The following is a 25,824-nucleotide window of genomic DNA, read 5'->3' as shown; positions in this document are numbered from 1 at the left end:
CTCTCTCATTTCAGTCCCGACGTTCCGACGCTCTCGACGAACCGCCGCTGGATCAGAAGGAACAGGATCGCCAGCGGCAGCACCGCGATCAGCGAGCCCGCCATCATCACGCCCTGCGGGATGATCCCACCCGGCCCGGTCAGCAGCGTCAAGCCGGAGGTCACCGTGCCCATCTCGGAGTCGGTCGTGAAGACGAGCGGCCAGAGCAGGTCGTTCCAGTTGTTGACGAACGTGAAGATGCCGAGCGTCAGCAGCGCCGGCACCGCGTTGGGCAGAACGATGCTGCGGAAGATGCGCAATTCGCTCGCCCCGTCGATACGCGCAGCGTTGTCGAGGTCGCGGGGCAGCGACAGGAAGAACTGCCGCAGGAAGAAGATGCCGAACGCGTCCGCGGCGCGCGGGGCGATGAGCCCGGCGTAGGAGTTGACCCATCCCAGGTCAGAGACGAGTTGGTAGATCGGGATCAGGGTCGCCTGGAACGGGATCATGAGGCTCGCGATGATCGCGATCAGCAGGATCTTGTTGCCCCGGAAGTCCAGGCGGGCCAGCGCGTAGGCGGCGAGGGAGTCGAACACCAGCGCGAATAGGGTGACCCCGCCCGCGAAGACGAAGCTGTTGGCGATGAGGCGGGCGAAGGGCAGCTCGGTGAAGATCCGCGCGAAGTTGTCGAGCGTCCACTGACCCGGCAGCAGGGTCGGCGGATACGCATTCACCTCGGCCACGGGCTTGAAGGCCGTGAACACGATGATGAGGATCGGCAGCATCAGCACGAGGGTCGAGGCGGCGACCACGACGAGCAGGGTCGCCGACACGAGGCGGCGGCGACGGGCCTGCGGCGAGTTCCGACGGACGGGGATCGCGGATGCCGGGGCGGCGGGCGCGGGAGCGAGGGCGGTCATGCGGCATCCTGCTCTCGTCGTGAGAAGAAGAGGAACTGGGTCAGGCTCAGCACGAGGGTGATGAGCAGCAGGACGTACGACAGGGCGGACGCGAAGCCGAGCTCGAGCTTGCGGAAGCCGGACTGGTAGATCTCCATGACGATCGTCTGCGTGGTGCCGTAGGGGCCACCGCCGGTCATGACGTAGATCTGGTCGAATGCCTGCAGGGCCGCGATGAGCGCGACGATCACGACGAAGCCCATGGTGTTGCCGAGCATCGGGAACGTGATGCTGCGGAAGCGCTGCCACGCGCTCGCGCCGTCTACGCGGGCCGCCTCGTACAGGCTCGTCGGAATGTCCTGGAGCCCGGCGAGGAAGATGACCATGTAGAAGCCGAAGCTCTTCCACACCGCGACGAGCACGACGGCCGGCATGGCGAGGTTCGGGTCCTGCAGGACGTTTCCGAGCTGGATGCCGAGACCCCGCAGCCAGTAATTGAGCAGACCGATCTGCGGGTCGAGCAGGTACGACCACGCGAAGGCGGCGACCGCGAGAGACACGATGAACGGCGTGAACAGGGCGGTACGGAACAGGCCGCGCAGCGGCAGCAGCGGGTTGTTCAGCAGCAGCGCGAAGCCGAGGGCCAGCGCGATTGCGATCGGGGTGAACATCACGGCGTACAGAGCCGTGTTCCCCATCGCGCGCACGATGTCGGGGTCGGTGAAGACCCGCGCGTAGTTCTCGAGGCCGACGAATTTCTCGCGGCCGAAGCCGCTGGCATCCGTGAACGACAGACGCAGGGCCGAGACCATCGGCCAGGCCACGAAGACCGTCAGGATGACGATGGCCGGGGCGAGGAAGGCGACCACCGTGAGGCGGTGGCGGGGGCTGTGCCGGAGGGGTCCGCGGCCGCCGAGCGGAGCCGGTGGGCGGTAGGCCCCGCGCCGGCGGGGCGGCGCGCTCGGGGCGTGAGTGGTCATGGTCGTCCTGTTCGAGAAGCGGAGGCGAGGACACGGGAGGGGCGACGCGGGCGCCCCTCCCGTGCGTTGGTCACTCGATGGCCTGCTGGATCTTGGTCTGGGCCGTCGAGAGCAGCTCGGTGACGTCGCCACCCGCGACGGCCTTCTGGGTGAGCTCGTCGACGTCCGAGATGACGTCGGTGCTGTTGACCACACCGGGCAGCAGCGCTCGACCCGTCGGGGCGATCTCGCTGAGGGCGGCGACGACCAGGTTGGACGCGACGTCGCTGAGCGGGATGTCGGTGCGCAGCGGAGGCCAGCCCGAGGCGAGCGACCACTGCGTCGCCACGTCTTTCTGGAAGAAGTAGGTGAAGAACGCCTCGGCACCCGCACGCTGCGCGTCGTCGGCCGACTCGGTGACGCCCATCGCGACACCGATCGCCGAGGCCGCCTGCTCGGCGGGACCGGCGGGGAGGGCGGCGATGCCGTAGTCGATGTTGTTGTCCTTGGCGATGGATGCCATCCACGGTCCGCCGACGTGCATGGCGGCCTTGCCCGAGCTGAACAGTTGGTCGGCCGCGATGCCGTCGAGACCCGTGGGCGAGATCTTGTCCTTCGTGATCGCGTCGGTCCAGTACTGGATGGTCTCCGCATTCTCGGGCGAGTCGATGACGGCCTTGTCGCCGTCGACGATCTGACCACCGCCGCTGAGGAGCAGGCTCGGCCACAGGCCGTTGGCCACCGTGGCGTGATCGGGGATCGCGACGCCGTACTGCTCGGGCGTGCCGTCGGCGTTCTCGTCCACGGTGAGCTTCTTGGCATCCGCCACCCATTCGTCCCACGTCGTGGGGGCCTCGGTGATGCCGGCCGAGGCGAACAGGGTCTTGTTGTAGAACATCGCCAGCGGCACGAACCCGGTGGGGACGCCGTAGGGCGTGCCGCCGACCGTGATCATGTCGACGGCCTGGGGCACGAGGTCGGCGGTGTTGCTGTCGGACGACGCGTAGAAGTCGCTCAGGTCGGCGAAGGCGCCGCGATCGGCGTAGACGGGCATGCGCTCCGCCGGCATGGCGACGATCTGGGGGCCCTCTTCGGAACTGAGCGCGGGCAGCAGGGTGTCGTCGATGACCGCCCAGGTCTTGGTCTCGGTGGTGATCTTGTACTTCTGCTGCGAGGCGTTGAAGTCGGCGACGATCTGGTCGAGGACCTTGCCGTCGGCTTCGGTGTAGCCGTGCCAGAACGTGATCTCGGCGGGGCCGTCGGCCGCGGGGCTCGACGAGCCGGAACAACCCGCGAGGAGCAGGGCCGCGGCCCCCACCGTCGCGAGGACGGGCAAGCTGCGCTTCATCATCTTCGATGCCTTTCGTGTGACTGCGTCGTCTTCTCGGCTCGGGCGCCGAGTCTGGTGCAAAGCAATTTACAACGATGGAGGTAAACGTTGTAAATGGATGATCACCCCACCGTCGTGGGATGTCAAGGGCGGGATCTCAGCCCGCCGTGGATTCGCGCTCGACGAGGCGGAAGTCCGCGAGCACCTCGCGCGGTTCGGCGACCGCGTCACCCGTGATGCGCTGGACCAGCAGGTCGACCGCCACGCGCGCGATCTCGGAGCGGCCAGGATCGATCGTCGTCAGCGTCGGCAGTGAATAGCGGGTCTCGTCGAGGTCGTCGAAGCCGACGAGGGCGACCTCCTCGGGGATGCGGATACCCCGTTCGAGCATCACGCGCATCGCCCCGAGCGCGATCGAGTCGTTGAAAGCGACGACGCCGTCGAAATCGAGGCCCGTATCGAGCACCGCGCGCATCGCATCGGCACCGTCGACGCGATGCCAACGGTCGACGGGCACCACCAGGACGGGATCGACCTCGAGTCCCGCGTCGGCGAGAGCAGCCTCGTAGCCGCGCAGGCGGAGCCCCGCGGACCCGACGATCTCTCCCGGGTGCGAGCCGAGAGCCAGCACGCGCCGACGCCCCGCGGCAAGCAGGTGCGCCGTGGCCGCGCGAGCCGCCTCGGTGTTGCGCATCGTCACGTGGTCGTGGGCGGAGTGGAAGATCCGCTCCCCCAGCAGCACCATGGGCATGCCGACCTCGTCGAGCAGGGGCGCGTCGTCCTCCCCGAGGGAGAGCACCGAATACAGCACGCCGTCGAGACCCCGGCGACGCGCCCCACGCAGGGCCGCGAGCTCACTGTCGCGATCCGCGTCGAACTGCTCGATGAGCACCGAGAACCCGTGCGCGCGCGCCGCGCGCATGACATCGTCAGCGAGTTCGGCGAAGTACGGGTTGCGCAGATCCGGCACGATCAGGCCGATCATGTCGGTGCGCCCCGATCGCAGGGTGCGGGCGGCCTGGTTGGGTCGATACTGAAGCTCGTCGATCGCCGCTTCGACCCGCTCTCGTGTCGCGTCGCGCACGTGCGGATAGTTGTTGATCACGTTCGAGACCGTCTTGATCGACACCCCGGCCGCGCGGGCCACGTCGTGCAGCGTCGCCGTCATGGCATCCCCCTCGTTCTGGTCGAGACTCTACAACGTTGCACAAGAATGCCTTGACGACGAAGCTCGCGGCCGTTTACGGTCGTGCCGTCTCTACAACGTTGTAGTAGCGCGGTCGAGACTCCATTCGCACCGAGCGGGTCGCTGCGCCGACGCGGGCGCGCACCGGCAGCCGCCTCCACCCAGAGGAGCACAGAACATGCCACACCCTTCTTCCCTCGCGCGACGACGATCGCGCCTTCTCGCCGCGGCACTGACCGCCGCGGTCCTGGCCGTCGGCGGGATCGCCGCCTCGGCCCCCGCCTCAGCGGCGACGACCGGCAACGGCTCGGTGGTCTATTCGCCCCCGGCGGGGTCGTCGTTCAACCCCGAGGGCGGCACTCCCGCCGGCACGACGTACGCGAAGATCGTCGTCCTGAAGAACAACGGGTCGAACAACGGCACGCAGCTCGTCACCTTCGACAAGCTCGTCCTCCAGAACGGGCGACAGGTCTATCCCATCTATCGCAGCGCTGACGACGGGTCGTCGTGGACGAAGATCGCCGACGTCGACCCCAGCAGCACCTTCCCCGGATACACGCGCACGGCGCAGCCGTTCCTCTACGAGCTCCCGCAGGCTTCGGGCTCGCTCCCCGCGGGCACGCTCCTGCTGACCGGCATGATCATGCCCGAGGACCGCTCGAGCAGCCGGCTCGTCGTCTACAAGAGCGCGGATCGAGGCGCCACCTGGTCGTTCCTCAGCACCATCGACTCCGGCGGCCCCGCGGTGTACGACCCCAGCCCCTCCTCCACGACGACCACCGTCTGGGAGCCCTCCTTCGCGGTCGACGGCGGGGGCGGTCTCGTGGCGTACTACTCCGACGAGCGGCAGAAGGCATCCGGCGTCCTCCAGGCCGTGTCGTACCGCCGCTCCACCGACGGCGGGCAGACGTGGGGCGCGCTGTCGAACGTTTCGGCACCGCCGAACCAGAGCGACCGCCCGGGAATGATCACGGTCGCCAAGCTCCCCGACGGGCGCTACATCGCCACCTTCGAGGTCGTGAATCGCCCGAGCCAGTCGCAGAACACCGCGCCGGTCTACTTCAAGACGTCCGCCGACGGGCTGAACTGGGGCGACACGACCAGCATCGGCACCCCCATCCGTCTCGCCGACGGGCGCGGGATCGGCTCCTCGCCGTACGTGAAGTGGGTGCCGGGCGGGGGCCCGAAGGGCATGGTCATCGTGGCATCCAAGTGGTCGCTGACCTCGTCGGGGGCCATCGACGGCGGCCAGAACCTCTACGTCAACTACAACCTGGGCGCCGGCGCCTGGGAGCGCCTCCCGATGCCCGTGACGTACGACGCGAGCGACACGCAGGGCGGGAACTTCAGCGGCTTCGCGCAGGGTCTCGACGTCGGCACCGACGGGCGCACGCTCTACCAGGCGACCAACGTCGAGAACACCGCCACCGGACTCAACGACATCCGCGTCGGATCGATCCCGGTGGATGCCCAGCAGTACGAGGCGGAGAAGGCGACGATCACGGACGCCACGGTGGTCGCGCACGTGCAGGCGTCGAACGGTCTGAAGGTTGGCAACATCAACAACGCCGGGAGCTCGGTGCAGTTCACCGTCCGCGCCCCGGCCGCGGGTCAGTACACGCTGAACGTCCGGTACGACAACGGCAGCGGCAGCACGTCCACCCACGGTGTCAGCGTCAACGGCGGGACCAGTTCGGCGATCTCCTACCCGGCGACCGTCGACTGGGGCCGCTACGCCTGGGCGCAGAAGACGGTCACCCTGACCTCGGGCGTCAACACCATCCGGTTCACCAAGGGCACGGGCTTCGCCGAGATCGACACGCTGCACGTGTGGCGCTCGAGCACACTCGACCCGCAATTCCAGGTCGTCAACCGCAACAGCGGGAAGCTCCTCGAGGTCGGATCGGCCTCCCTCGCCGACGGCGCTGCTGTGGGGCAGTGGGGCCTGACGGAGAACGCGACACAGAGGTGGACGCTTCGCCCCACCGGAGCGACGACGCAGCTGGTGAACCTCAACAGCGGCAAGCTGCTCGAGATCCCGGGAGCCGCGACCGCTGACGGCGTCGACGCCGCGCAGTGGGGTCCCACGGGCAACGCGACGCAGAACTGGAACGCCGCGACGAGCGGCGGCTGGTGGACCTTCACCAACGCGAACAGCGGCAAGCTGCTCGAGATCGACGGCTGCTCGACCGCCGACGGCGCCGCCGCGCAGCAATGGACCGCCAACGGTCTCACGTGCCAGCAGTGGCGGCTCGTGCGCGAGGGCATCCAGTAGGACCCGAGCCCGCCCGGTGCGGCCTCGGCGGCGCCGGGCGGGCTCCCCGCGCCGCCGAGGCCGCACCGGATCGCCGAAGCCGCATGCCATGGCCCCGATCGGCTGCGTCCTCTACGAACGAGTGCGGTCTCGGCGCTCGGTTGCGCCGTTGGCCTCAGATGACCTCGGCGCTCCACGCGTCGCGCCGGCCGAAGCGGAACGCGCCGATCGACACCGACTGCTCGCGCAGGAACGGCAGCAGCTCCAGGCGCCCGGCCGTGGTCACCTCGTCGGCGTAGACCGTCAGCGACACGTCGCCCGCGACGGTCTCGGCGACGGCCGCCCGCAGCGTCGACACGGTCGCGGCGGGACCGACGAGTCGCACACGGGCGAGCCGCGGGGCGGCGATCAGGTCGGTGGCCTCGGTCTCGGCGGCCTCCGGGGTGCCCCCCGCCAACCGCTGCAACCACTCCGCGTCGCTCTCGACCGAGACGGCGACGTTGCTCTCGCTGAGCAGGTGGCGCACCGCCGCGGGAAGGCCGACGGGCGAGCTGAGGGTGAACGTCGACCCCGAGCGCACCGCCGCGACGAGCACGCGCAGCACCGCCTGCCACGCGGCATCGGCGGTGGCGCGGATGGCGACGTCGGCCGGGCGGTACCGCCAGAGGTTGCGCTCAACGCCGAGGCGCGAGACGTCCTTCACGCGACCGAACTCGCGGTCCCAGGCGACGGCGTCCGAGAGCGCTCCGCGCCGCAGCCAGTCGAAGGCCTCGTACGACAGGGTCGGCTGGGCCGCTTCGATGAGTCCGGTGATGCGACTGTCGAGCCCGCGCAGGTGCAGGGTCGACGACGCAGCCCCGCCCGAAGACGGACGCCACGATCCCAGCGTCACGAGGCGGTGCGGTCCGCCCGACATCGCGCCGGTGCCGACCGCCGCTTCACCCCAGCCGCCGAGGGGCTCGCGCTGCACGACGGCGCCCGAGGTCGGACGGTTCACCCGCAGCACGGCCGCCTCGGCCGTGTCGAGCCAGAGTTCGAGGTCGGCCGCGTCGCGGGTGTGAAGCCCGGCAATGAAGCCCGAGCCGATCGCGTTCTGCATCTCGATCGCGCGGGTGACGGTCGGCGCGTGCAGGATGCCGAGCACCGGGGCCGCGATCGCGGCACGGGTGAGGTGCGACCCGGCGGTGACACCGGTGCGCACGCCCGGCGTCCAGAAGCGTCCGGCCGTCTCGGGTCCGAGGTCGAGTTCGCGCGGCTGCACCAGCCACCGTTCGCCGTCGCCGAGCACGGTCAGCGCGCGGCGCACCTCGCCCGTGGGCTCTTCGACGAGCGGGCCGACGTCGGACAACGGATCGACCGCCGGCCCGACGCGCAGCGACGAGACGGCATCCTTCAGCTGGTCGGTGAAGCGCGACGAACGGGCCACGGCGCCCACGAGGATCACGAGCGAGGCGGCGGTGGCCGCTTGACCAGCGCGCGCGAAGGCGCTGCCCACGATGTCGGCGACGGCCTCGTCGAGATCGGCCGACGGCGCGACGATCACGGCGTTGCATCCGGCGGTGAACGCCTGCACCGGCAGGGCCGGGCGCCACGCGGCGAAGCGCTCGGCGGTCGAGCGGGCACCGGCCAGCAGCACGCGGTCGACACCGGGGTGCACGATCAGCGCGCGCCCCGAGGCGTCTTCGTTGAGGTCGACGAACGCCAGCAGGTCGCGCGGAACACCGGCTGCCCACAGGGCCTCGGCCACGACGGCGCCGCTGCGACGCGCCCGTGGTGACGGGGTGAGCAGCACCCCGGAGCCGGCGGCCAGCGCGGCGAGCGTCTCGGCGGCGCAGAGCCCCACGGGGGCGTTCCACCGCGGGGCGACGACGGTGACCCGATCGGGGACGAACACCGCTCCCGGCACCCGGTCGAGTTCCTTCACCGTCGAGGCGTAGTACCCGGCCGCGTCGACCGCCTGGCTCACCTCGACATCGGCCTCGGCGACGAGGGCCCCGCCCTCCGACGCCAGCACCTCGATGAGCTCGGCGCGGCGTTCCTCGAGCGCGCGCGCCGCCGACAGCAGCACGGCGGAGCGGTCCGCCGCCGCGAGCGCTCCCCAGGGCGCGGCGGCCGTGCGCACGCGCTCGATCACGGCGTCGAGGCCGGGTTCGTCGTCGATGCGTCCCGCCGCGGCGGTGGCGTCTCCGGCGGTCGACCCGTCGGCACGACCGAGGGCGGCGAGCGCCCAGGCACGGTCGTCGGGCACGGTGGGGTCGGTGTCGGCGACGTTGCGGAAACCGGGCGCGCCGCCCGCGAGCTCGGCGCTCTCGCGCGCCGAGAAGACGGCGGTGTCGACGAACGCCTGCCCGCCGAAGAGCATCTGCTGCACGTCGGGGCCGAGGGCCGAGGTGTCTCCGGATGCCGCGGCCTCCCGCGCGATACCGAGCACGGCCTGGGTGAGTCCGGGCTCGGCGGCGTCGTCGTCGGCGCGCTCGCGCAGGATCGCGGGGTCGGGCGCGAGGTCGCGGTGCGGTGCGCGCCCCGCGGGTGCCGGAGCGTCGGCGGCGGCGAGGGCGCGACGTGCGCGGGCCGCCACCGACGCGGTCTCGGGCGCGACCGCGTCGGGCCGTGACACGTCGTCGAGGGGGGCCGTGTCGGCTCCGTCGGAAGGGTCCCGCTCGGCGGACGAATCCGGCGCGTCGGCATCGCCCGCGTCGTCGGGGTCTTCGGCGCGCTCCGCTCCCGCGGCGGGGCGCGGGGCGGCGGGCGCCGTCACAGGCAGCGCGGGAGCGCTCGCCACGACGCGCGCGTATGCCGAGGCCAGGCGGGCAGCGACCGCGTCGAGGTCGTCGGGGTGCACGGCCGCGGCCGCGACGACGTGTGCGGCGTCGGGGAACCACGACGCCGAGGCGGGCAGCACCAGGGTCGGCTCGGCCCCCGCGCTCGCGGCGACGGCGAGCACCAGGGCGGCGCGTTCGGGATCGGCGGTCGCGAACTCGACGGTGAGACCCTCGCGGCCGCGCGCACTCACCGCGTCGCGGAGCGCCCGCACGGCGAGGGCGTCGATATCGTCGCGTCCGGTCGCCGCGGGGGCGGCCCATCCATGTCGGGCCGCGGTCACGGCATCCGGGCTCTGCGAGGGCGCATCGCTCAGCCGCACCGTGAGGCGGGCACCGCCGTCGGCGACGCGCACGCGCGCCCACGCGGCCAGCTCGCGCACCGCGTCGAGGCTCTCCACGACGGCGACCGGCAGCGCGATCCCCGCCGTGAGATCCCGCAGGCGGGGCTCTTCGAGCACGCGGGTCAGTACGGCGACGGTGAGGTCGAGGTCGTCTCGGCCCTCGACGACGAGCGTCAGGCGGGTGCCGGTCGCCGCGGCATCGAGGTACAGCGGCAGGAGTCGCTCGGCGGCGTGCTCGACGTCGGCGTCGAACGCCCAGGGCGAGAGCCCCGCCACCGCGTCGGCGACCGCGAGCGAGAGCCGTTCGACGTCGTCGCGGGCGGCGAGTGCCCGGATGCCGTCGAGTCGGCGCCGCGCCGAGGCCTCGCCGAGCACGGCGGGGCCGACGAGCCGCACGTCGACCGCGGCGTCGGGGGTACGGAGGGCGCCGATGCCGGCACCGAGGCGTTCGGGGCGGGCATCGAGCGCGAGGCCCGCGAGCAGATCGCGCAGCGCGCGGCGGGCGAGGGGAACGGCGGGCGTGGGCAGCACGGGCGCCACCGCCCCGCCCAGCTGGATCGCTCCCCGCACGAACCAGGGCAGGGTCGCGGGCACGTCTTCGGCGAGGCGGTGCAGCGCCGCGGCCGCGGCCGTCGTGCTCTCGGGGCGCAGCACGCCGTCGGCCACCGCGGCGGTGAACTCCGCGGCCTCGGCGTCGAGCGGCATCTCGCCACGGCGGGTCGGTGCGGCGGGAGCGGGGTGGCGCGGCACGAAGGTCGCCGCGCGCGCGGCTGCCCGGGCGGGAACGTCGGAGGAGAGCGCAAAACCGGTGGCGCGCGGGTCTTTCGTGCTCATGCGGCCAGCCTAGGGATCGCGCGCGTGGCATCCCGACGGCCCGCCGCGCAACCCGCGGATCGGCGCGGAGCGCGGGTCGCGGCGCGCCGGTCGCGGCGCACGGTTCGTTACGCGGCCGGTCGCGGCGCGGGGCGAGGCGCCGTCGGTTCGCTACTGTCGGGTCACCCCTTCACCGACGAAAGACCACGCATGGCTCAGACCTTCACCGACCTGCCGCTCGAGCTGCTGCGCGAGTACCGCCCGGCGCTCACCGCACCCGCCGACCTCGACGCGTTCTGGGGCGAGACTCTCGCCGCGGCCCGCGAGGCCGCCGGCCCCACGGTCCTGACCCCGGTCGACGGCCCCGTGCGCGCCCTGAGCGTGCACGACCTGACGTTCACCGGCTTCGGCGGCGACGAGATCCGCGGCTGGGTGGTGCGCCCGCACGGCGACGAGGTGCTGCCCGCCGTCATCGAGTACATCGGCTACGGCGGAGGCCGCGGCCTCCCCGGTGAGCGCACGAACTGGGCCGCCGCCGGGTACGTCCACGTCATCATGGACACCCGCGGCCAGGGATCGGCCTGGAGCGTGGGCGAGACCCCCGATCCCCACGGCTCGGCCGCCGCTTTCCCGGGCGTGATGACCCGCGGCATCCGCGATCCCCGCGACTACTACTACCGCCGCCTCTGCACCGACGCCGTGCGTCTCGTCGACGAGGTCGGGCGGATGCCGGGGGTCGACGCCTCACGCATCGCGGTGACCGGAGTGAGCCAGGGCGGCGGACTCTCGATCGCCGCCGCGGCCCTCGCCGGCGACGCCGTGGCCGCGGTGCTTCCCGACGTGCCGTTCCTGTGCGACTTCCCGAACGCGATCGTGCGCACGCCGTCGGCCCCCTTCACCGAGATCACGAGGTTCCTCTCGGTGCATCGCGACGACGCCGCCCGCGTGCTCGAGACCCTGTCGTACGTCGATGGCGCCATCCTCGCCCGGCGCATCACGGCGCCGGCGCTCTTCTCGGTCGCGTTGATGGACGACGTCGTGCTGCCCTCGGGCGTGTTTGCGGCGTTCCACGCCCTGGCATCGGAGGACGCGGCGATCGAGGTGTACCCGTACAACGGGCACGAGGGCGGCGGGTACCGCCACTGGATGCGGCAGGTCGCCTGGCTCGACGTGCGCTTCGCGCGCTGAGCCAGGCCGGGTCGGGTCGGGCCGCGGAACCGGCCTTGACGTCACTCCCAGACGCTGGGCGCCGGGCGCTTCGTCGACGGCAGCGATGAGCCGTCGGCCCACTCGTGCACCCACTCCTCGATGTCGGGCAGCCCCTCGGGCCGGCCGACCGCGGCGAAGAGCTCGTCGTGCGGCACCGTTCCGCCGGTGCGTCGCAGGATGCGGGCGCGGATGATCGCGCGCGCGTAGATCTCGCCCTTCACGAGCGCGCGGTGCTCGAGGTAGACCGCGCGGTCGTCATGGCCGATCAGACGCGTCTCGAGGTCGAAGCGCTGCCAGAGCTCGAGCGAGCGGCGGAACGTGATCGTCTCGGCCGCCACCACGGCGTACCAGCCCTGCGCGGTCATCGCCGAGACGAGGCCCGCGCGGGTCAGCAGGTCCCACCGTCCGAGGTCGAACAGCGAAAGGTACCGACCGTTGTTCAGGTGCCGCAGCAGGTCGATGTCGGTGGGCAGCACGCGGATGCGCAGCCGCGTCACCGTGTTCGGATCGAGGGGTCCCTCACGCCGCAGGCGACGGCGGGCACGGACGAGCACGAGAAGGGTGCGCCAGAGGACGTTCACGAGGGGCGAGCGTAGCGATTCGACGACGAACCGGCGATTGCTTTGTCGATTCACCACAGCACGCGCGGCGTGCCCCTCCGGCATCCGCGGCGCGTCCTCGCCCGATTTCCCGCGCGCCGAGCCCCCGCGTAGAGTCGCGCCATGACTGCGGAATCCCGAACCGACATCGTCGTCCGTCCGGTGCGAGACGTGGATGCCGAGGCCCTGGGCCGCGTGCACGCCACCTGCTGGCACGAGACCTACGATCACCTGATCAGCACCGCCGCCCTCGAAGCGGTCTCCCCCCGCCGCATGGCCGAGCTCTGGACCCACTGGGCTTCGCAGGGTGACGACTACCGCATGCACGCCGCCCTCGTCGACGGCGAGATCGTCGGCTTCGTCGGCTCGGGTCCCGCCCGCGACGACGACGCCCCGCGCGAGCGCGAGCTGTACTTCATCTACCTGCTCGACGCCTTCCATGGCACCGGGATCGGCCAGCAGCTCTTCGACGCCGCGATCGGCGACGGCGAAGGCGTGTACCTGTGGGTCGCCGACGACAACCCGCGCGCGCACCGTTTCTACGCCCGCAACGGGTTCTCGCTCGACGGCGCTTCGCAGGTGCAGCCGTTCCTCGGTGAGGAGCTCACCGAGGTGCGCTTCGTCCGCTGACGTGTTGCAGATCTGGGCCCTCGACGGCATCCGTGAGATCACCCCTGGCGACGACCTCGTCGGGGTGATCCTCGATGCCGTGACAGCGACACCCGGCGACGAGACGGCCCTGCGCGACGGCGACATCGTCGTGGTCACCAGCAAGATCGTGTCGAAGGCCGAGGGCCGCATCATCCACGCGTCGGATCGCGAAGACGCGATCACGCGCGAGACCGTGCGTCTGGTGGCCTCGCGCACCTCGCCGGCGGGACACGTGACGCGCATCGTCGAGAACCCGCTGGGCATCGTGTCGGCCGCAGCCGGCGTCGATGCGAGCAACACCCCCGAGGGCACGGTGCTGCTGCTGCCGGTCGACCCCGACGCCTCGGCGCGGGCGCTGGCGACCGGGCTGCGCACCGCCACCGGCGCCCACGTCGGCGTGATCATCACCGACACGCTCGGCCGCGCGTGGCGCGAGGGTCAAACCGACCACGCGATCGGGGCGGGTGGCATCCACGTCTTCGAGGATCTCCGCGGAACCACCGATGCCGAGGGCCGCCCGCTCGTGGTGACCCTGCCGTGCGTCGCCGACGAACTCGCCGCCGCCACCGACCTGGTCAAGGGCAAGGCCGCCCGCCGCCCCGTGGCCGTCGTGCGGGGTCGCGCCGACCTGGTCGGCGACCTCGACCTGCCCGGCGCCCGCTCGATCGTGCGCGACCCGGCGCGTGACATGTTCCGCCAGGGCGCCGACGAGGCCTACGCCGAGGGCTTCGCCGCGGGTCGAGCGACGGCGGTCTGACCGCCCGCCCGCGCGGCCGCCGCGCGGCGCCGGCACGGGCGGCGGGGACGGGCGAGGGGCGGTCGTCGCGAGACCGCAGTTGATCGTCGAAGACGCGCCCGTTCGTCGACGAACACATACGTCCTGGGCGATCGAGTGCGGCCTCGGCACCCCACCCCGGATCAGCGCTGCTTGACGTCGCCGAACAGGCGGGCGATCGGCACGAGCACGCGCGGGCGGGCGGCCACCCATCCGGCGGCCATCACCAGCAGCGATGCCGCGAAGATCATCAGACCGGTCGGATCGCTGGTGTACTCGCCCGGGTCGACGGACCCGCGGGCGGCGTACATGTGGTTCAGGTTGCGCAGGGCACCGGTGGCCAGCACGAGGCCGACGTGCACGACGATGAACGCCACGAAGAACAGCATCACCGGGAAGTGGATCTTGCGCGCCCACTCCACCGGGTAGAGCCGGTTGAGGCGCTCGGCGTCCTTCGGCCACACGCCCGACAGTCGCACACCGCTGATGATGGCCAGGGGCGCGGCGACGAACGTGATCGCGAAGTACGACAGCTGCTGCAGGCTGTTGTAGTTGACCCAACCGTTCTCGGTCGGCCAGTCGAGCGACACGTACTGCAGGGCCGCCGACAGCGCGTGGGGGAAGACCTCCCACGAGGTGGGGACGATGCGCATCCACTGCCCCGTGGTGAACAGCAGCACCACGAAGATCACACCGTTCGCGATCCACAGGATGTCGACCGCCTGATGGAACCACAGGCCCAGGCTGATGCGACGCCGCTTGTTCTTGCGCGGTGACCAGAACGCCGCGGGGCGCTTCTCGCGCCGCACCTGCCAGCCGGTGCGGATGATGAACAGCAGGAAGAAGCTGTTGAGGAAGTGCGACCAGTTCAGCCACACCGGCAGACCGACGGGCGCCCGCTCGGGCAGCGGGTACTCGCCCGGGAACGCCGCGAGGAACTCCCGCCCCGGCTCGAGCGCCAGGACGAAGCGGGCGAGCAGCACCACGATGGCCGCGAGCGCGAGCGCGAACACGCCCAGCACGGCAGCCGATCCGAGCCACTGCACCGCCGTGTACGGACCGAGCCGTTTCGGTTCCACGCCTTTCGACCGGTGTGCGGATGCCGCGGCCCCCGGCCAGACGGTTCGGGGCACGGTCAGCGGCGGTCGAGGCGCGGCGGGGGTGACGGCATCCGAAGACGGCATCGCCGCGTCGGCGGTAGCGGACGCGGGCGCCTGGTCGGCGGACGGGGTCGGCGTCGAGGGGGAATCGGAGCGCGATTGCTCCGCGGGCACCGCCGCGGCGGGCGGGGTCGGCGTCGAGACGGAACCGGAGCGCGATTGCTCCGCGGGCACCGCCGCCGCGGGCGATGGCTCCGACGGCGCGGACGACGGGCGCACGGATGCCGGCGGCCAGGGCTCGCCGCCCGGCTCGCGCGGCAGTCCCCGGCGCACGTCCGACGCGGCGTCACCCGACGCGGCTTCGCCCGACGCTGCTTCACCCGACGCCTTCGCGACGGTGTCGTCGCCGGCACCGGTCGACCCGGACGGAGGGACCGTCTCGGCCGCCGCGGCGCCCACGCGCGGACGCGCTCCGGCGATGGTGGGCTCCGCCGCGGTCTCGGGCGTGATGTCGGTCGGCGCCGGCGCGAGAGCCGGCGGCCAGGGCTCGCCGCCCGGCTCCCGCGGCAGCCCCCGCCGCACCTCGGGCGTGCTCGCACGCGCGGTATCCGCAACCGCGGGGCCGCCGGTGGCGGGGGGCGCGGTCGGGAGCGCGGCGTCGGACTGTGACTCCGGCTGGTGCGACGCGGCCTGCTCCGGCTCGGCCGATCCGGTGCCGAGCGGTGCCGCCGACGCGTCGGCGGAGTCCTGCCCGGGCGCGCCGGACGCCGCGGGCGGCCAGGGCTCCCCGCCGGGGATGCGCGGCAGCCCGCGACGCGGGGTGGGTGGTGTGGACGCCATCTACTTCGTGGGGCTACTTCTCGCGGGCTACTTCTTGCGCGCGGCGAGCGCGCTGAGGAGTTGCGGGACGACGGTGAACAGATCTCCGACGATACCGAAGTCGGCGATGGCGAAGATGGGCGCGTCGGGATCTTTGTCGATCGCGACGATCGTGCGCGCGGTCTGCATGCCCGCGCGGTGCTGGATCGCCCCCGAGATTCCGAGGGCGACGTACAGCCGCGGCGACACCGACACCCCCGTCTGCCCGACCTGGGCCGCCGCCGGCACGTATCCCGCGTCGACGGCCGCGCGCGAGGCGCCGACGGCCGCTCCGAGAGCGTCGGCGAGCTGCTCGACGAGAGCGAAGTCCTCGCGCGAGCCCACCCCGCGTCCGCCCGCGACGACGGCCGCGGCTCCGCGCAGTTCGGGGCGCGACGAGGGGGCGGCGGTCTCGGCGAAGCGCTCGATCCGGGCCGCGGGGGCACCGGATGCCGTCACCTCGAGCCGGTCGACGACGAGGGGCTGCGCGTCGAGGCGCCCGTCGACGGCGCCGGGGCGCAGCGTCGCGACGAGGGGGCCGAAGGTCGGGGCTCCCTCGACGGTGAAACCGCCGCCGAAGGCCGAGTGCCGCGCGACGACGCCGAGGTCGTCGCGGCCCAGGCCCACGATGTCGGTGGCGAGCGGGAGCCGCATGCGCGCCGCCAGTCGCGCGACGGCATCGCGCGCTTCGACGGCGTTCGAGGCCAGCACGAGGGCGACGTCTTCGCGCGCCACCGCCGCCGCCAGCGCATCGACGACCGGCACGGTGAGGGCGTCGGCGTCGGTGCCGGCGATGAGCACGCGCACGGCCCCGAGCTCGGCCGCCTCGGCGGCGGCGCCCTCGAGCGCCGCCTCGGGGGCGGCGATCAGGGCGACGGGATCCCCCACCGCGGCCGCCGCCGTCAGCAGCCCCGGCGCCGATGCGGCGAGCGCGCCCCCGGGAAGCACCTCCAGCAGAACCAGCGCCGCGCCCATCACGCCACGCCCTCGGCCACGAGGAACGCGGCGAGCTTCTCGCCCGCATCGCCCTCGTCGACGATCTTCGTGCCCGCCGTGCGGGGCGGACGTTCGGCGACCGAGAGCATGATGTAGCGCGGCACGGCGGGGTTCTCGGCCTCGACGCCGAGCGCTCCGGCATCGAGGGTCTCGTACGGCTTCTTCTTCGCCGCCATGATGCCCTTGAACGTGGTGAAACGCCCCTCGGGGAGCGCCTCGGTGATCGAGACGACCGCCGGCAACGCCGCCGACACCCGCATCGTCCCCGCGTCGCTCACGCGATCACCGGCCACCGCGGCCTCCGATACGTCGAGGCTCGACAGGGCGGTCAGCTGCGGCACCCCGAGCATCTCGGCGATCATCGCGGGAACGACCGCTCCGCCGCCGTCGGTCGACAGGTTGCCCGCGATGACGAGGTCGAACCCGGTGCGTCGGATCGCGGCGGCCAGCACCTCGGCGGTCAGCAGCAGGTCGGCGCCGCGCAGGGTGTCGTCGACCACGTGCACGGCCGACGTCGCCCCCATCGCGAGGGCCTTGCGCACGGTCGCGGTCGCCGAGGCGGGCGCCATCGTCAGCACCACCACCTCGGTCCCCTCGTGCGCGTCGGCGTAGGCGAGGGCGGCCTCGACGGCGCGTTCACCGATCTCGTCGAGCACCGGCGCCGACGCTCCCCGGTCGGTCAGACCGGTTTCGAGGTCGAGACGACGCTCCCCCCAGGTGTCGGGTACTTCCTTGATCGCGACCACGATCTTCATCGACGCGGCTCCTTCGGTCGGGGGACGGATGCCGCGGCCTCGCCGCGGTCGGAGAGTGGCGGCGCCGAATGCACGGTCCTCGCGCCCGCCGAGGGGGCGGGAACCCGCCGCGCGGCGCACCGCCGCCCGGCGCGGGCCGCGCGCGAGGGGTACCGTGAAGCGCGAGGAGGACCGATGACGCGACGACTGCCCGCCGACCCGATCGCCGAGGCCAAGCGCCAGTGGCTGGCGCACGGGTGGGACGACGCCGCCGACGGCATGACGGTCGTGACCTCGGTGATCCGTGCGCACCAGTTGTTGATGGCATCCATCGACCGGGCGCTGAAGCCCTTCGACCTGTCGTTCTCGCGGTTCGAGCTGCTGCGGCTGCTCGCCTTCACCCGCGAGGGACGGATGCCGATGGCCAGCGCCATCGCGCGTCTGCAGGTGCATCCGACGAGCGTGACGAACACGGTCGAGCGACTCGCGCGCGACGGATACGTGACCCGCGAACCGCACCCGACCGACGGCCGGGCCGCGCTGCTGTCCCTCACCGAGGCCGGTCGGCGGCGCGTCGACGAGGCGACCGACGCGCTGAACGCGGTGTTCGCCGACCTGGGGCTCGACGACGACGACGCGACGGCGCTGGTGCGGATCATCGCGCGCTTCCGCAAGGGTGCCGGCGACTTCGCCGACCCCGCGCCCGTGCCCGACCCGCTCTGAATCTCGCCGAGGCCCCGTGCCGCGGCCGTCCCGCGCGGCAGCCGCACGCGACGGACGCCCGCCGCGAGACCCCGCCGCGCCACGCCGTTCATCGGTGGGTGAACGACGGAGCCCGCTTCTCGCGGAACGCCGCCATCCCCTCTTTCTGGTCGGCGGTGTCGAAGAGGGCGGCGAACGCCCGTCCCTCGAAGCGCAGCCCCTCGGCGAGGGTCGACTCCATCGCCACGTCGAGGGCGGCCTTCGCCGCGTACAGCGCGGGCAGCGGCTTCTCGGCGATCGCCGTCGCGACCGCCTCGGCCTCGGTGAGCAGGTCGGCGGCCGGGACCACGCGCGACACCAGTCCCGCGCGTTCGGCCTCGGCGGCGTCGATCATGCGGCCCGTCAGCACGAGCTCGGCGGCCTTGTAGTAGCCGAGCGCCCGCACGAGCCGCTGCGTTCCGCCCATGCCCGGAATGACCCCCAACTGCACCTCGGGCTGACCGAACCTCGCGCGATCGGAGGCCAGGATCACGTCGCACATGAGCGCGAGCTCGCACCCGCCGCCCAGGGCGTACCCCGACACCGCGGCGATGACCGGGGTGCGGACGGCGGCGAACCGACTCCACGCCCCGAAGTGGTCGGTGAGCGTCATGTCGAGTCCCGACATCTGCTCCATCTCTTTGATGTCGGCGCCCGCGGCGAAGGCCTTCTCGCTGCCGGTGACGACGATCGCGCCGATACCCGTGTCGGCGTCGAAGGTTTCGGCGGCGGCGACCACGTCGCGCATCGTCTGGGTGTTCAGGGCGTTGAGCGCCTCGGGGCGGTCGAGCGTGATCCATCCCACGCGACCTCGCCGCTCGACTCGGATCGTCTCGTACCCGGCATCCTGCTCCGTCATGTCACTCCCGTCGTGTCGGCGCGGACGACCCCGCACCGGCATGCTCGCACGCTCCCCCGACATCGGGCGAGCCTCTGGCGTCAGGCGGCCAGCACGCTCCGGCCGACGATCAGACGCATGATCTCGTTGGTGCCCTCGAGGATCTGGTGCACGCGCAGGTCGCGCACGACCTTCTCGATGCCGTACTCCTGCAGATAGCCGTAGCCGCCGTGCAGTTGCAGGGCCTCGTTCGCGACGCGGAAGCCCACGTCGGTCGCGAAGCGTTTCGCCATCGCGCAGCGGGTCGCGGCATCGGGGGTCTTCGCGTCGAGGGCCCGCGCCGCGTCGCGTACGAGCAGCCGTGCGGCCTCGAGCTCGGTGGCCATGTCGGCGACGGCGAACACCACCGACTGCTTCTCGGCGAGCGCCTCGCCGAACGTGAAGCGCTCGTGCACGTACGCGACGGAGCGGTCGAGGGCCCAGCGGGCGCCACCGATCGAGCAGGTCGCGATGTTGAGTCGCCCGCCGTTCAGCGCGGTCATGGCGATCGAGAACCCCCGACCCTCGCCCCCGAGCAGGTTCTCGGCCGGCACGCGCACCTCGTCGAGGATCACGGGACGGGTGGGCTGGGCGTTCCAGCCCATCTTCTTCTCGTTCGCGCCGAACGAGAGGCCCTCGGCGTCGGCGGGCACGAGGAACGCGCTGATCCCGCGCGCCCCCGGCTCGCCCGTGCGAGCCATGACGACGTAGACCGAGGCCTCGCCGGCACCCGAGATGAACTGCTTGACGCCCGTGAGCACGTAGGTGTCGCCGTGACGGATGGCCGAGGTGGTGATCGCCGCGGCATCGGATCCTGCACCCGGCTCGGTGAGGCAGTAGGCACCCAGGTCGTCCATGGCGACGAGGCCGGGGAGCCACTGCGCTCGCTGCGCCTCGTCGCCGTAGGCGTCGATCATCCACGCGACCATGTTGTGGATCGTGATGTAGGCCGTCACCGTCGGGTCGCCGTAGGCCAGCTCCTCGAAGATCGCCACGGCGTCGGCCCGCGACAGCCCGGCGCCGCCCACGTCTTCGTTGACGTAGACGCCGCCGAGACCCAGCTCTCCCGCACGACGCAGCACATCGCGGGGGAAGTGCTTCTCGGCATCCCATTCGAGGGTGTGCGGGGCGAACTCCGTCGCGGCGAAGTCGCGGACGGCGTCGAGGATGGCGGTGCGCTCTTCTGCCGACAGCGCGCCCGCGGGTGCGGCGGCGAGCGCGGGAGCTGGGGTGGTGTCCATGCGGCTCTCCTTCGTGGAGCGACGGCGTCGTCGCTTTCCTCAGATTACCTGGACGTCCTTGTAATTGATAGGGGGGTCGACTTACTCCGCCAGGCCGCCGAACAGCGAGCCGACGAGGTACGTCGCCCCGAGCGCGAGCGCCCCGCCGACCACCATCCGCACCACCGCGCGCCCCCGGCGGGCCCCGCCGATCCAGGCGGCGACGTACCCGGTGACGGCCAGCGCGAGCAGCACCGCAGCGAAGGTCGCGATCACGCGCACCTCGACCGGCAGGAGCAGGATCGTCAGCAACGGCAGCAGCGCCCCAACCGTGAAGGCCACCGCCGAGGCGAACGCCGCCGTCCACGGGCTCACCACGTCGTCGGCGTCGATGTTCAGCTCGACCGAGAGGTGCGCCTTCAGGGCATCGGATGCCGTGAGCTCGGTCGCCACCCGCGTCGCCGTCTCGGTCGACAGTCCCCGGGCTTCGTACAGTCCCACGAGCTCGGCGAACTCGGCATCCGGGGCCTCCGCCAGTTCGCGGCGCTCCTTCTCGATGAGCGCGTGCTCGCTGTCGCGCTGACTCGAGACCGAGACGTACTCGCCGAGCGCCATGGACACCGCCCCACCGACCAGCGCCGCCATGCCCGCCACGAGCACGGGGGCGACCTCGCTCGTCGCCCCGGCCACGCCCACGACGACGGCCGCGGTCGACACGATGCCGTCGTTGGCCCCGAGCACCCCGGCGCGCAGGCCGTTGAGCCGCTGCGCGAGGCCCTGACGGTGCGGTTCGTCGGGATGGGCACCGGACGGCGTGGTCATGCGCTCAGGCTAGACCGGCTCGGCCACGACGGGAGCGCCGAGTCGCCGTTCGCCCCGCGTTCACCCGCGGGACACCGCCCCCGGGCAGACTCGCCCCGTTCGCCGCCCCCGCGGCGTGCCCGTGCCGCCCCACCGCACGCCACCCCTGCCCCGAGGACACAGCCATGCCTTCGCCCTTCCTTCGCCGTACCGTCGCGCTGACCGCGACCGCGGCGGCCGTGTGCGCGCTCGCCCTGTCGAGCGTCACCGCGGCGTCCGCCGCCATCGTCGCCGATCCGGTGCGCGACTCCCCCGCCGACAGCGCGGTGAGCCTGCGCCCGATCGGCACCTACGAGACCGGGGTGTTCGACCAGTCGGCCGCCGAGATCGTGCACGCGTACAAGAACCGCCTGTTCGTCGTCAACGCCCAGGCCGGGGCCGTCGACGTGCTCGACAGCAGCACCCCGACCGCTCCCGCCAAGCTGTACTCGATCACCGGGACCGGCGTCGCCAACTCGCTCGCCGTGCGCGCCGACGGACTCGGCGTGATCGCCCTCGAGAACGTCGACAAGACGGCCCCGGGTCGCCTGGTGTTCTTCGACGCCGACGCCGCCGAGCCCACCGTGCTCGGCGAGGTCACCGTCGGAGCCCTCCCCGACATGGTCACCCTCTCGGCCGACGGCACGGTCGCCGTCGTCGCCAACGAGGGCGAGCCCGCCGACGACTTCACGGTCGACCCCGAGGGGTCTGTCGGTATCGTCACCCTGCCCGCCGAGAAGGCGGCCCCGAGCCAGGATGCCGTGCGCACGGCCGGGTTCGGAGCCTTCGAGCAGGGCGGGTCGATGACCCTCGACCCCGCCGTCCGCGTCTTCGGCCCCGACGTCGCCGCCCCCGATCAGGGCGACACCCCGCTCGACGCGAACCGCGTGAGCCGCAACCTCGAGCCCGAGTACGTCGCCCTCGCCGGCGGCACCGCCTACGTCGCCCTGCAAGAGGCCAACGCCGTCGCGACCGTCGACCTGGCGTCGGCCTCGGTCACCGGCATCCGCCCCCTCGGGTTCAAGGACTACGGCGTCGAGACCCTCGACGCGAGCGACCGCGACCCCGAGGACGCGCCGACCTATACGCAGAAGACCTACCCCGGCCTGTTCGGCATGTACATGCCCGACGGCATCCAGGCCTACGAGGCGAACGGTGAGACCTTCCTCGTCACCGCCAACGAGGGCGACGGCCGCGAGTGGGGCGCGTACAACGACACCGCCCGGGTGAAGGACCTCGGCGACGACGGCCTCGCCCCCGTCTGCGCCGACAGCCCGCTCGCCGGCTCGCTCGGCGACGCCGACCTGGGCCGCCTCAACGTCGCCACCGACATGGGGCTGAACGCCGACGGCACCTGCTACTCCGAGCTGTACACGTTCGGCGGCCGCGGCTTCTCGGTGTGGACCACCGAGGGCACCCAGGTGTTCGACTCGGGCTCCGACTTCGAGCGGATCACGCACGACGCGAACCCGGAGTTCTTCAACTCGAACCACTCCGAGTCGAACCTCGAGGGCCGCAGCGACGACAAGGGCCCCGAGCCCGAGAACCTCGCCATCGGGCAGGTCGACGGACGCACCTACGCCTTCATCGGTCTCGAGCGGGTGGGCGGCGTGATGACCTACGACATCACCGACCCCGCCGCCGCGAGCTACGCCGGATACGTCAACAACCGCGACTTCTCGGTGTCGGTCGAAGACCAGCTGACCGGAGACGAGACCGCCGACCGCGCGCTGCTCTCGAACGCCGGCGACCTCGGCCCCGAGGGCATCGACTTCATCCCCGCCGACGCCTCGCCCACCGGTCGCCCCCTCGTCGCCGTCGGCAACGAGGTGTCGGGGACGACGACGCTGTTCGCGGTCGAGAACCCGAACGTGAAGAACATCGACATCCTCACGATCAACGACTTCCACGGTCGTCTGGAGGCAGGGTCCCAGGGCGAGGCCGGCGCCGCGGTCATCGCCGGAGCGGTGAAGGCCGCCGAGGCCGCCAACCCGAACACCGTGTTCGTCTCGGCCGGTGACAACATCGGAGCCTCGACGTTCACCTCGCTCATCCAGGACGACTCCCCCACGATCGACACCCTCGTCGCCTCCGGCCTCGACGTCTCGGCCGTCGGCAACCACGAGTTCGACCGCGGCTTCGCCGACCTGACCGACCGGGTGCTGCCCGAGTACGGCGGCGGCGAGTTCGGGCTCGGCGCGAACGTCTACAAGAAGGGTACGAAAGAGCCCGTGCTCGACGAGTACGCGATCAAGGTCGTCGACGGCGTGCGCGTGGCCTTCATCGGCACCGTCACCCCCGACACCGCCACCATGGTCGACCCGGCCGGCGTCGCCGACCTGGAGTTCGGCGACCAGCTCGAGGCCGCCGATCGCGTCGCCGACGAGATCACGGCCGCGGGCTCCGCCGACGTCATCGTGCTGCTCACCCACTCGGGCGCCGCGGTGTCGGACGACTGCGCCGCCATCGCGGCCGACCAGGCCGGCTTCGGCAACCTGGCCGTGAACGCCTCGCCCGAGATCGACGCGATCGTCTCGGCGCACACGCACCAGACGTACGCCTGCGACCTGCCCGTGGCCGGAACCGACCGCACGCGTCCGGTGATCCAGGCGTCGGAGTACGGCAAGGCGATGGGTCAGCTCTCGCTGAGCTGGGACACGCGCACCGGCTCGCTGGCATCCGTCACCGGCGCGACCTTCCCCCTCGAGGGCGCGTTCGCCCCGGATGCCGCGATCGAGGCGCGCGTGGCCGAGTACGTCGCGCAGGCCGACGTCATCGGCGCGAAGCCCGTCGGCGAGATCAGCGGCGACATCCTGCGCGGCGGCACCCCGTCGGGCAGCGACCGCGGCGTGGAGTCGTCGATGGGCAACTCCGTCGCCGACGTGTACCTCTGGGCGACGTCGCAGAACCCCGCCTTCGCCGGCACGAAGGCGCAGATCGCCCTGATGAACCCGGGCGGCCTCCGCGCCGACCTGCTCAAGGGCGATGACGGCGTGGTCACCTACAAGGAGGCGGCCTTGGTCCAGCCCTTCGCCAACACGCTCGTGACGGTGACGCTGACGGGTGCGCAGATCCGCGACATCCTCAACGAGCAGTGGAAGGCCGAGGGCGACCGCCCCAAGCTGCACCTGGGCGTGTCCGACGGCTTCACCTACGAGTACACGCAGGATGCCGCGAACCCCCGCGTGGGCTCGGTCGTCTCGATGGCGTACGAAGGTACGGCGATCGCCGACGGTGACACGTTCACCGTGGTGACGAACTCGTTCCTCGCGAACGGCGGCGACGGCTTCCCGACCTTCGCGGCCGGCACCGACCGCACCGACACCGGTCAGATCGACCTCGACGCGACGCTCGCGTACTTCGCCGCGACGCCGCTGGTCGACCCCGCGCCGCTCGGCCGCGCGATGGTCGCCTCGGGCGAGAACCCGGGCGGCGGTGACCCCGGCCAGCCCGGTGCCGAGCCGACTCCCGCGCCCGGTCAGCCGGCACCCGGTCAGCCCGCGCCGGGCCAGCCGTCGGGCGACCGCCCCGGCAGCGACCTCGCGAACACCGGCGCGCAGGCACCGTGGGGACTCGCCCTCGCCGGCGGATTCCTCGTGGTGGCCGGCGGCCTGGCCTTCGCCCTGCGGCGACGCACGGTCTGACGCACGGACGCCGGAACGGCCCTCACCCTCCGGGGTGGGGGCCGTTCTGGTCAGGGCTTGTCGACGCGGGGATCCCACGAGCCGGCCCTCGACGGGCCGACGAGCATCAGGCAGAACGCAGGGCGACGCGAACGCCGGGGGACGCCGCGGTGACGTGCCAGACGTGCCCCGAACCCGACACGGTGCTCGCGCCTTCGGCATCCACGATGAGCGCCGTGTGCTCGTCGATCGCCACGCCCTCCGTCACGAGTTCCGCATCGACCGCGGCCACGAGACGCGACAGGGTTCCCCACTGCGCCGCGTGCACGTCGACGGCGAACCGCACCAGGCCGAGGCCGTCGCGGATCTCGAGTTCGTCGAGCTCCTCACCCGCATCTTCGGACGCCACCTCGATTCCGCCCAGTCGGTAGCCGCCCACGAGCGCCGGTCCCGCCGCGATCGCCGCGCCCGCCGAGAACCCGGCGTAGGGCATGCCGTCGCGCACGCTGCCCGCCACGGCATCCCGGATCGGCGCGAGAGCGTCGAGGTACGCGGGCGTGAGGCCCCCGCCCACGAACACCGCATCGGCCCTCGACACCTCGGCGTCGAAGGTCCCACCCTCGACGATCGCCGCGACGCGCAGCTCGGCGGCCGCCGCCCCCGCCGCCTCGAGCACCGCTGCGAAGCGAGCGACCGAGGAGTCATCGTCGGCCTCGAGTACGAGCAGCACGGCGATCACGGGAGGGCGGTCGTCGGCCCGCGCCCGCGCCTCGACGACGAAGGGACGCAACAGCGCGCCGCAGCGCGCGACGTCGCGCCCGCCGCCGAGAAGGTGAACGCTCATGCGCCCCAGTATCGCGGCCCCGAGGCGCCGCCGGAGCGCGCACAACCGCGGACGACACAGCCGACACGCCGATCACCCCACCCCCACGACGGCGCGCCGCCAGCCGGCCCCGCCGTYGTGCACGCCGGGGCGTCAGTACCGCCGCAGCAGCGCCGCCAGCGCCTGGCCGCCGCC

The 25,824-nt window shown here is 72.4% G+C and carries 19 protein-coding genes; 6 read left to right on the top strand and 13 right to left on the bottom strand.

Features of this window, described 5'->3' with window-relative positions:
- Positions 1–5: 5 nt before the first annotated feature.
- The 4 genes from ASF96_RS15535 to ASF96_RS15520 form a co-directional block, all read right to left on the bottom strand.
- The gene (locus ASF96_RS15535) at positions 6–899 is read right to left on the bottom strand and encodes a carbohydrate ABC transporter permease (protein WP_055832837.1); all 894 of its coding nucleotides are present in this window, start codon (positions 897–899) and stop codon (positions 6–8) included.
- Positions 896–1,858 (bottom strand): carbohydrate ABC transporter permease, encoded by a 963-nt coding sequence (locus ASF96_RS15530; protein ID WP_055940731.1) that lies wholly within the window; start codon positions 1,856–1,858, stop codon positions 896–898. The genes ASF96_RS15535 and ASF96_RS15530 overlap by 4 nt, the downstream gene beginning before the upstream one ends.
- A 70-nt stretch (positions 1,859–1,928) precedes the next feature.
- Positions 1,929–3,188, bottom strand: coding sequence for an ABC transporter substrate-binding protein (locus ASF96_RS15525; protein WP_235560631.1), 1,260 nt, complete (start codon positions 3,186–3,188; stop codon positions 1,929–1,931).
- A 136-nt stretch (positions 3,189–3,324) separates the two neighbouring features.
- Positions 3,325–4,335, bottom strand: coding sequence for a LacI family DNA-binding transcriptional regulator (locus ASF96_RS15520; protein WP_055940726.1), 1,011 nt, complete (start codon positions 4,333–4,335; stop codon positions 3,325–3,327).
- Between the two features lie 196 nt (positions 4,336–4,531).
- Between ASF96_RS15520 and ASF96_RS15515 the strand changes: the two genes are divergently transcribed.
- Positions 4,532–6,628: an RICIN domain-containing protein gene (locus tag ASF96_RS15515; protein WP_055940724.1), complete on the top strand. Its 2,097-nt coding sequence runs from the start codon at positions 4,532–4,534 to the stop codon at positions 6,626–6,628.
- Between the two features lie 154 nt (positions 6,629–6,782).
- Here the strand turns inward: ASF96_RS15515 and ASF96_RS15510 are convergent, their stop codons facing one another.
- A complete protein-coding gene (locus tag ASF96_RS15510) occupies positions 6,783–10,604 on the bottom strand; it encodes a proline dehydrogenase family protein (RefSeq protein ID WP_055940721.1) in 3,822 nt (1,273 codons plus the stop codon).
- 189 nt (positions 10,605–10,793) lie between these two features.
- Between ASF96_RS15510 and ASF96_RS15505 the strand changes: the two genes are divergently transcribed.
- The gene (locus ASF96_RS15505) at positions 10,794–11,771 is read left to right on the top strand and encodes an acetylxylan esterase (RefSeq protein WP_055832832.1); all 978 of its coding nucleotides are present in this window, start codon (positions 10,794–10,796) and stop codon (positions 11,769–11,771) included.
- Positions 11,772–11,812: 41 nt separating this feature from the next.
- On the opposite strand, the gene ASF96_RS15500 is transcribed toward ASF96_RS15505, so the two are convergent.
- Positions 11,813–12,373 (bottom strand): acyl-CoA thioesterase, encoded by a 561-nt coding sequence (locus ASF96_RS15500; protein ID WP_055940718.1) that lies wholly within the window; start codon positions 12,371–12,373, stop codon positions 11,813–11,815.
- Between the two features lie 141 nt (positions 12,374–12,514).
- Between ASF96_RS15500 and ASF96_RS15495 the strand changes: the two genes are divergently transcribed.
- Both ASF96_RS15495 and cofE read left to right on the top strand, forming a co-directional pair.
- Positions 12,515–13,021 carry a GNAT family N-acetyltransferase gene (locus ASF96_RS15495; protein WP_055832830.1) on the top strand — a complete coding sequence of 169 codons (507 nt, stop codon included), beginning with the start codon at positions 12,515–12,517 and terminating at the stop codon, positions 13,019–13,021.
- A 1-nt stretch (position 13,022) separates the two neighbouring features.
- Positions 13,023–13,799 (top strand): coenzyme F420-0:L-glutamate ligase, encoded by a 777-nt coding sequence (cofE, locus tag ASF96_RS15490; RefSeq protein WP_055940715.1) that lies wholly within the window; start codon positions 13,023–13,025, stop codon positions 13,797–13,799.
- 161 nt (positions 13,800–13,960) lie between these two features.
- Here cofE and ASF96_RS15485 read toward each other — a convergent pair whose 3' ends face one another.
- The 3 genes from ASF96_RS15485 to ASF96_RS15475 are packed head-to-tail and all read right to left on the bottom strand — an operon-like array spanning position 13,961 to position 17,526.
- On the bottom strand, positions 13,961–15,757 hold the full coding sequence (locus ASF96_RS15485; RefSeq protein ID WP_082509759.1) for a cytochrome b/b6 domain-containing protein: 1,797 nt from the start codon (positions 15,755–15,757) through the stop codon (positions 13,961–13,963).
- Positions 15,758–15,784: 27 nt separating this feature from the next.
- Positions 15,785–16,750: an electron transfer flavoprotein subunit alpha/FixB family protein gene (locus ASF96_RS15480; protein ID WP_055832827.1), complete on the bottom strand. Its 966-nt coding sequence runs from the start codon at positions 16,748–16,750 to the stop codon at positions 15,785–15,787.
- A complete protein-coding gene (locus ASF96_RS15475; protein ID WP_055940714.1) occupies positions 16,750–17,526 on the bottom strand; it encodes an electron transfer flavoprotein subunit beta/FixA family protein in 777 nt (258 codons plus the stop codon). The genes ASF96_RS15480 and ASF96_RS15475 overlap by 1 nt, the downstream gene beginning before the upstream one ends.
- 174 nt (positions 17,527–17,700) lie before the next feature.
- Here ASF96_RS15475 and ASF96_RS15470 point away from each other — a divergent pair, with 174 nt between their 5' ends.
- Positions 17,701–18,228 (top strand): MarR family winged helix-turn-helix transcriptional regulator, encoded by a 528-nt coding sequence (locus tag ASF96_RS15470; protein WP_055832825.1) that lies wholly within the window; start codon positions 17,701–17,703, stop codon positions 18,226–18,228.
- Positions 18,229–18,316: 88 nt separating this feature from the next.
- Here ASF96_RS15470 and ASF96_RS15465 read toward each other — a convergent pair whose 3' ends face one another.
- The 3 genes from ASF96_RS15465 to ASF96_RS15455 all read right to left on the bottom strand — a co-directional run bounded on the left by ASF96_RS15465 (position 18,317) and on the right by ASF96_RS15455 (position 21,165).
- Entirely contained in the window at positions 18,317–19,105 is a 789-nt protein-coding gene (locus ASF96_RS15465) for an enoyl-CoA hydratase-related protein (protein ID WP_055940711.1), read from the bottom strand.
- Positions 19,106–19,185: 80 nt separating this feature from the next.
- On the bottom strand, positions 19,186–20,364 hold the full coding sequence (locus tag ASF96_RS15460) for an acyl-CoA dehydrogenase family protein (RefSeq protein WP_055940707.1): 1,179 nt from the start codon (positions 20,362–20,364) through the stop codon (positions 19,186–19,188).
- 81 nt (positions 20,365–20,445) lie between these two features.
- Positions 20,446–21,165 carry a VIT1/CCC1 transporter family protein gene (locus ASF96_RS15455; protein WP_055940704.1) on the bottom strand — a complete coding sequence of 240 codons (720 nt, stop codon included), beginning with the start codon at positions 21,163–21,165 and terminating at the stop codon, positions 20,446–20,448.
- Positions 21,166–21,329: 164 nt separating this feature from the next.
- Between ASF96_RS15455 and ASF96_RS15450 the strand changes: the two genes are divergently transcribed.
- Positions 21,330–24,827, top strand: coding sequence for a choice-of-anchor I family protein (locus ASF96_RS15450; RefSeq protein ID WP_055940701.1), 3,498 nt, complete (start codon positions 21,330–21,332; stop codon positions 24,825–24,827).
- A 106-nt stretch (positions 24,828–24,933) separates the two neighbouring features.
- Here the strand turns inward: ASF96_RS15450 and ASF96_RS15445 are convergent, their stop codons facing one another.
- Complete coding sequence (locus ASF96_RS15445) at positions 24,934–25,650, bottom strand: Type 1 glutamine amidotransferase-like domain-containing protein (protein ID WP_055940697.1); 717 nt, start codon at positions 25,648–25,650, stop codon at positions 24,934–24,936.
- Positions 25,651–25,824: the final 174 nt, after the last annotated feature.

The sequence above is a fragment of the Microbacterium sp. Leaf179 genome (assembly GCF_001423785.1).
Classification (GTDB): Bacteria; Actinomycetota; Actinomycetes; order Actinomycetales; family Microbacteriaceae; genus Microbacterium.
This window is presented reverse-complemented; position numbering and strand designations above follow the sequence as displayed.

Coding starts and splice junctions, on each gene's coding strand:
- ASF96_RS15535 (WP_055832837.1), bottom strand. CDS start 899: ATGACCGCCCTCGCTCCCGCGCCCGCCGCCCCGGCATCCGCGATCCCC.
- ASF96_RS15530 (WP_055940731.1), bottom strand. CDS start 1,858: ATGACCACTCACGCCCCGAGCGCGCCGCCCCGCCGGCGCGGGGCCTAC.
- ASF96_RS15525 (WP_235560631.1), bottom strand. CDS start 3,188: ATGATGAAGCGCAGCTTGCCCGTCCTCGCGACGGTGGGGGCCGCGGCC.
- ASF96_RS15520 (WP_055940726.1), bottom strand. CDS start 4,335: ATGACGGCGACGCTGCACGACGTGGCCCGCGCGGCCGGGGTGTCGATC.
- ASF96_RS15515 (WP_055940724.1), top strand. CDS start 4,532: ATGCCACACCCTTCTTCCCTCGCGCGACGACGATCGCGCCTTCTCGCC.
- ASF96_RS15510 (WP_055940721.1), bottom strand. CDS start 10,604: ATGAGCACGAAAGACCCGCGCGCCACCGGTTTTGCGCTCTCCTCCGAC.
- ASF96_RS15505 (WP_055832832.1), top strand. CDS start 10,794: ATGGCTCAGACCTTCACCGACCTGCCGCTCGAGCTGCTGCGCGAGTAC.
- ASF96_RS15495 (WP_055832830.1), top strand. CDS start 12,515: ATGACTGCGGAATCCCGAACCGACATCGTCGTCCGTCCGGTGCGAGAC.
- ASF96_RS15485 (WP_082509759.1), bottom strand. CDS start 15,757: ATGGCGTCCACACCACCCACCCCGCGTCGCGGGCTGCCGCGCATCCCC.
- ASF96_RS15480 (WP_055832827.1), bottom strand. CDS start 16,750: ATGGGCGCGGCGCTGGTTCTGCTGGAGGTGCTTCCCGGGGGCGCGCTC.
- ASF96_RS15475 (WP_055940714.1), bottom strand. CDS start 17,526: ATGAAGATCGTGGTCGCGATCAAGGAAGTACCCGACACCTGGGGGGAG.
- ASF96_RS15470 (WP_055832825.1), top strand. CDS start 17,701: ATGACGCGACGACTGCCCGCCGACCCGATCGCCGAGGCCAAGCGCCAG.
- ASF96_RS15465 (WP_055940711.1), bottom strand. CDS start 19,105: ATGACGGAGCAGGATGCCGGGTACGAGACGATCCGAGTCGAGCGGCGA.
- ASF96_RS15460 (WP_055940707.1), bottom strand. CDS start 20,364: ATGGACACCACCCCAGCTCCCGCGCTCGCCGCCGCACCCGCGGGCGCG.
- ASF96_RS15455 (WP_055940704.1), bottom strand. CDS start 21,165: ATGACCACGCCGTCCGGTGCCCATCCCGACGAACCGCACCGTCAGGGC.
- ASF96_RS15450 (WP_055940701.1), top strand. CDS start 21,330: ATGCCTTCGCCCTTCCTTCGCCGTACCGTCGCGCTGACCGCGACCGCG.
- ASF96_RS15445 (WP_055940697.1), bottom strand. CDS start 25,650: ATGAGCGTTCACCTTCTCGGCGGCGGGCGCGACGTCGCGCGCTGCGGC.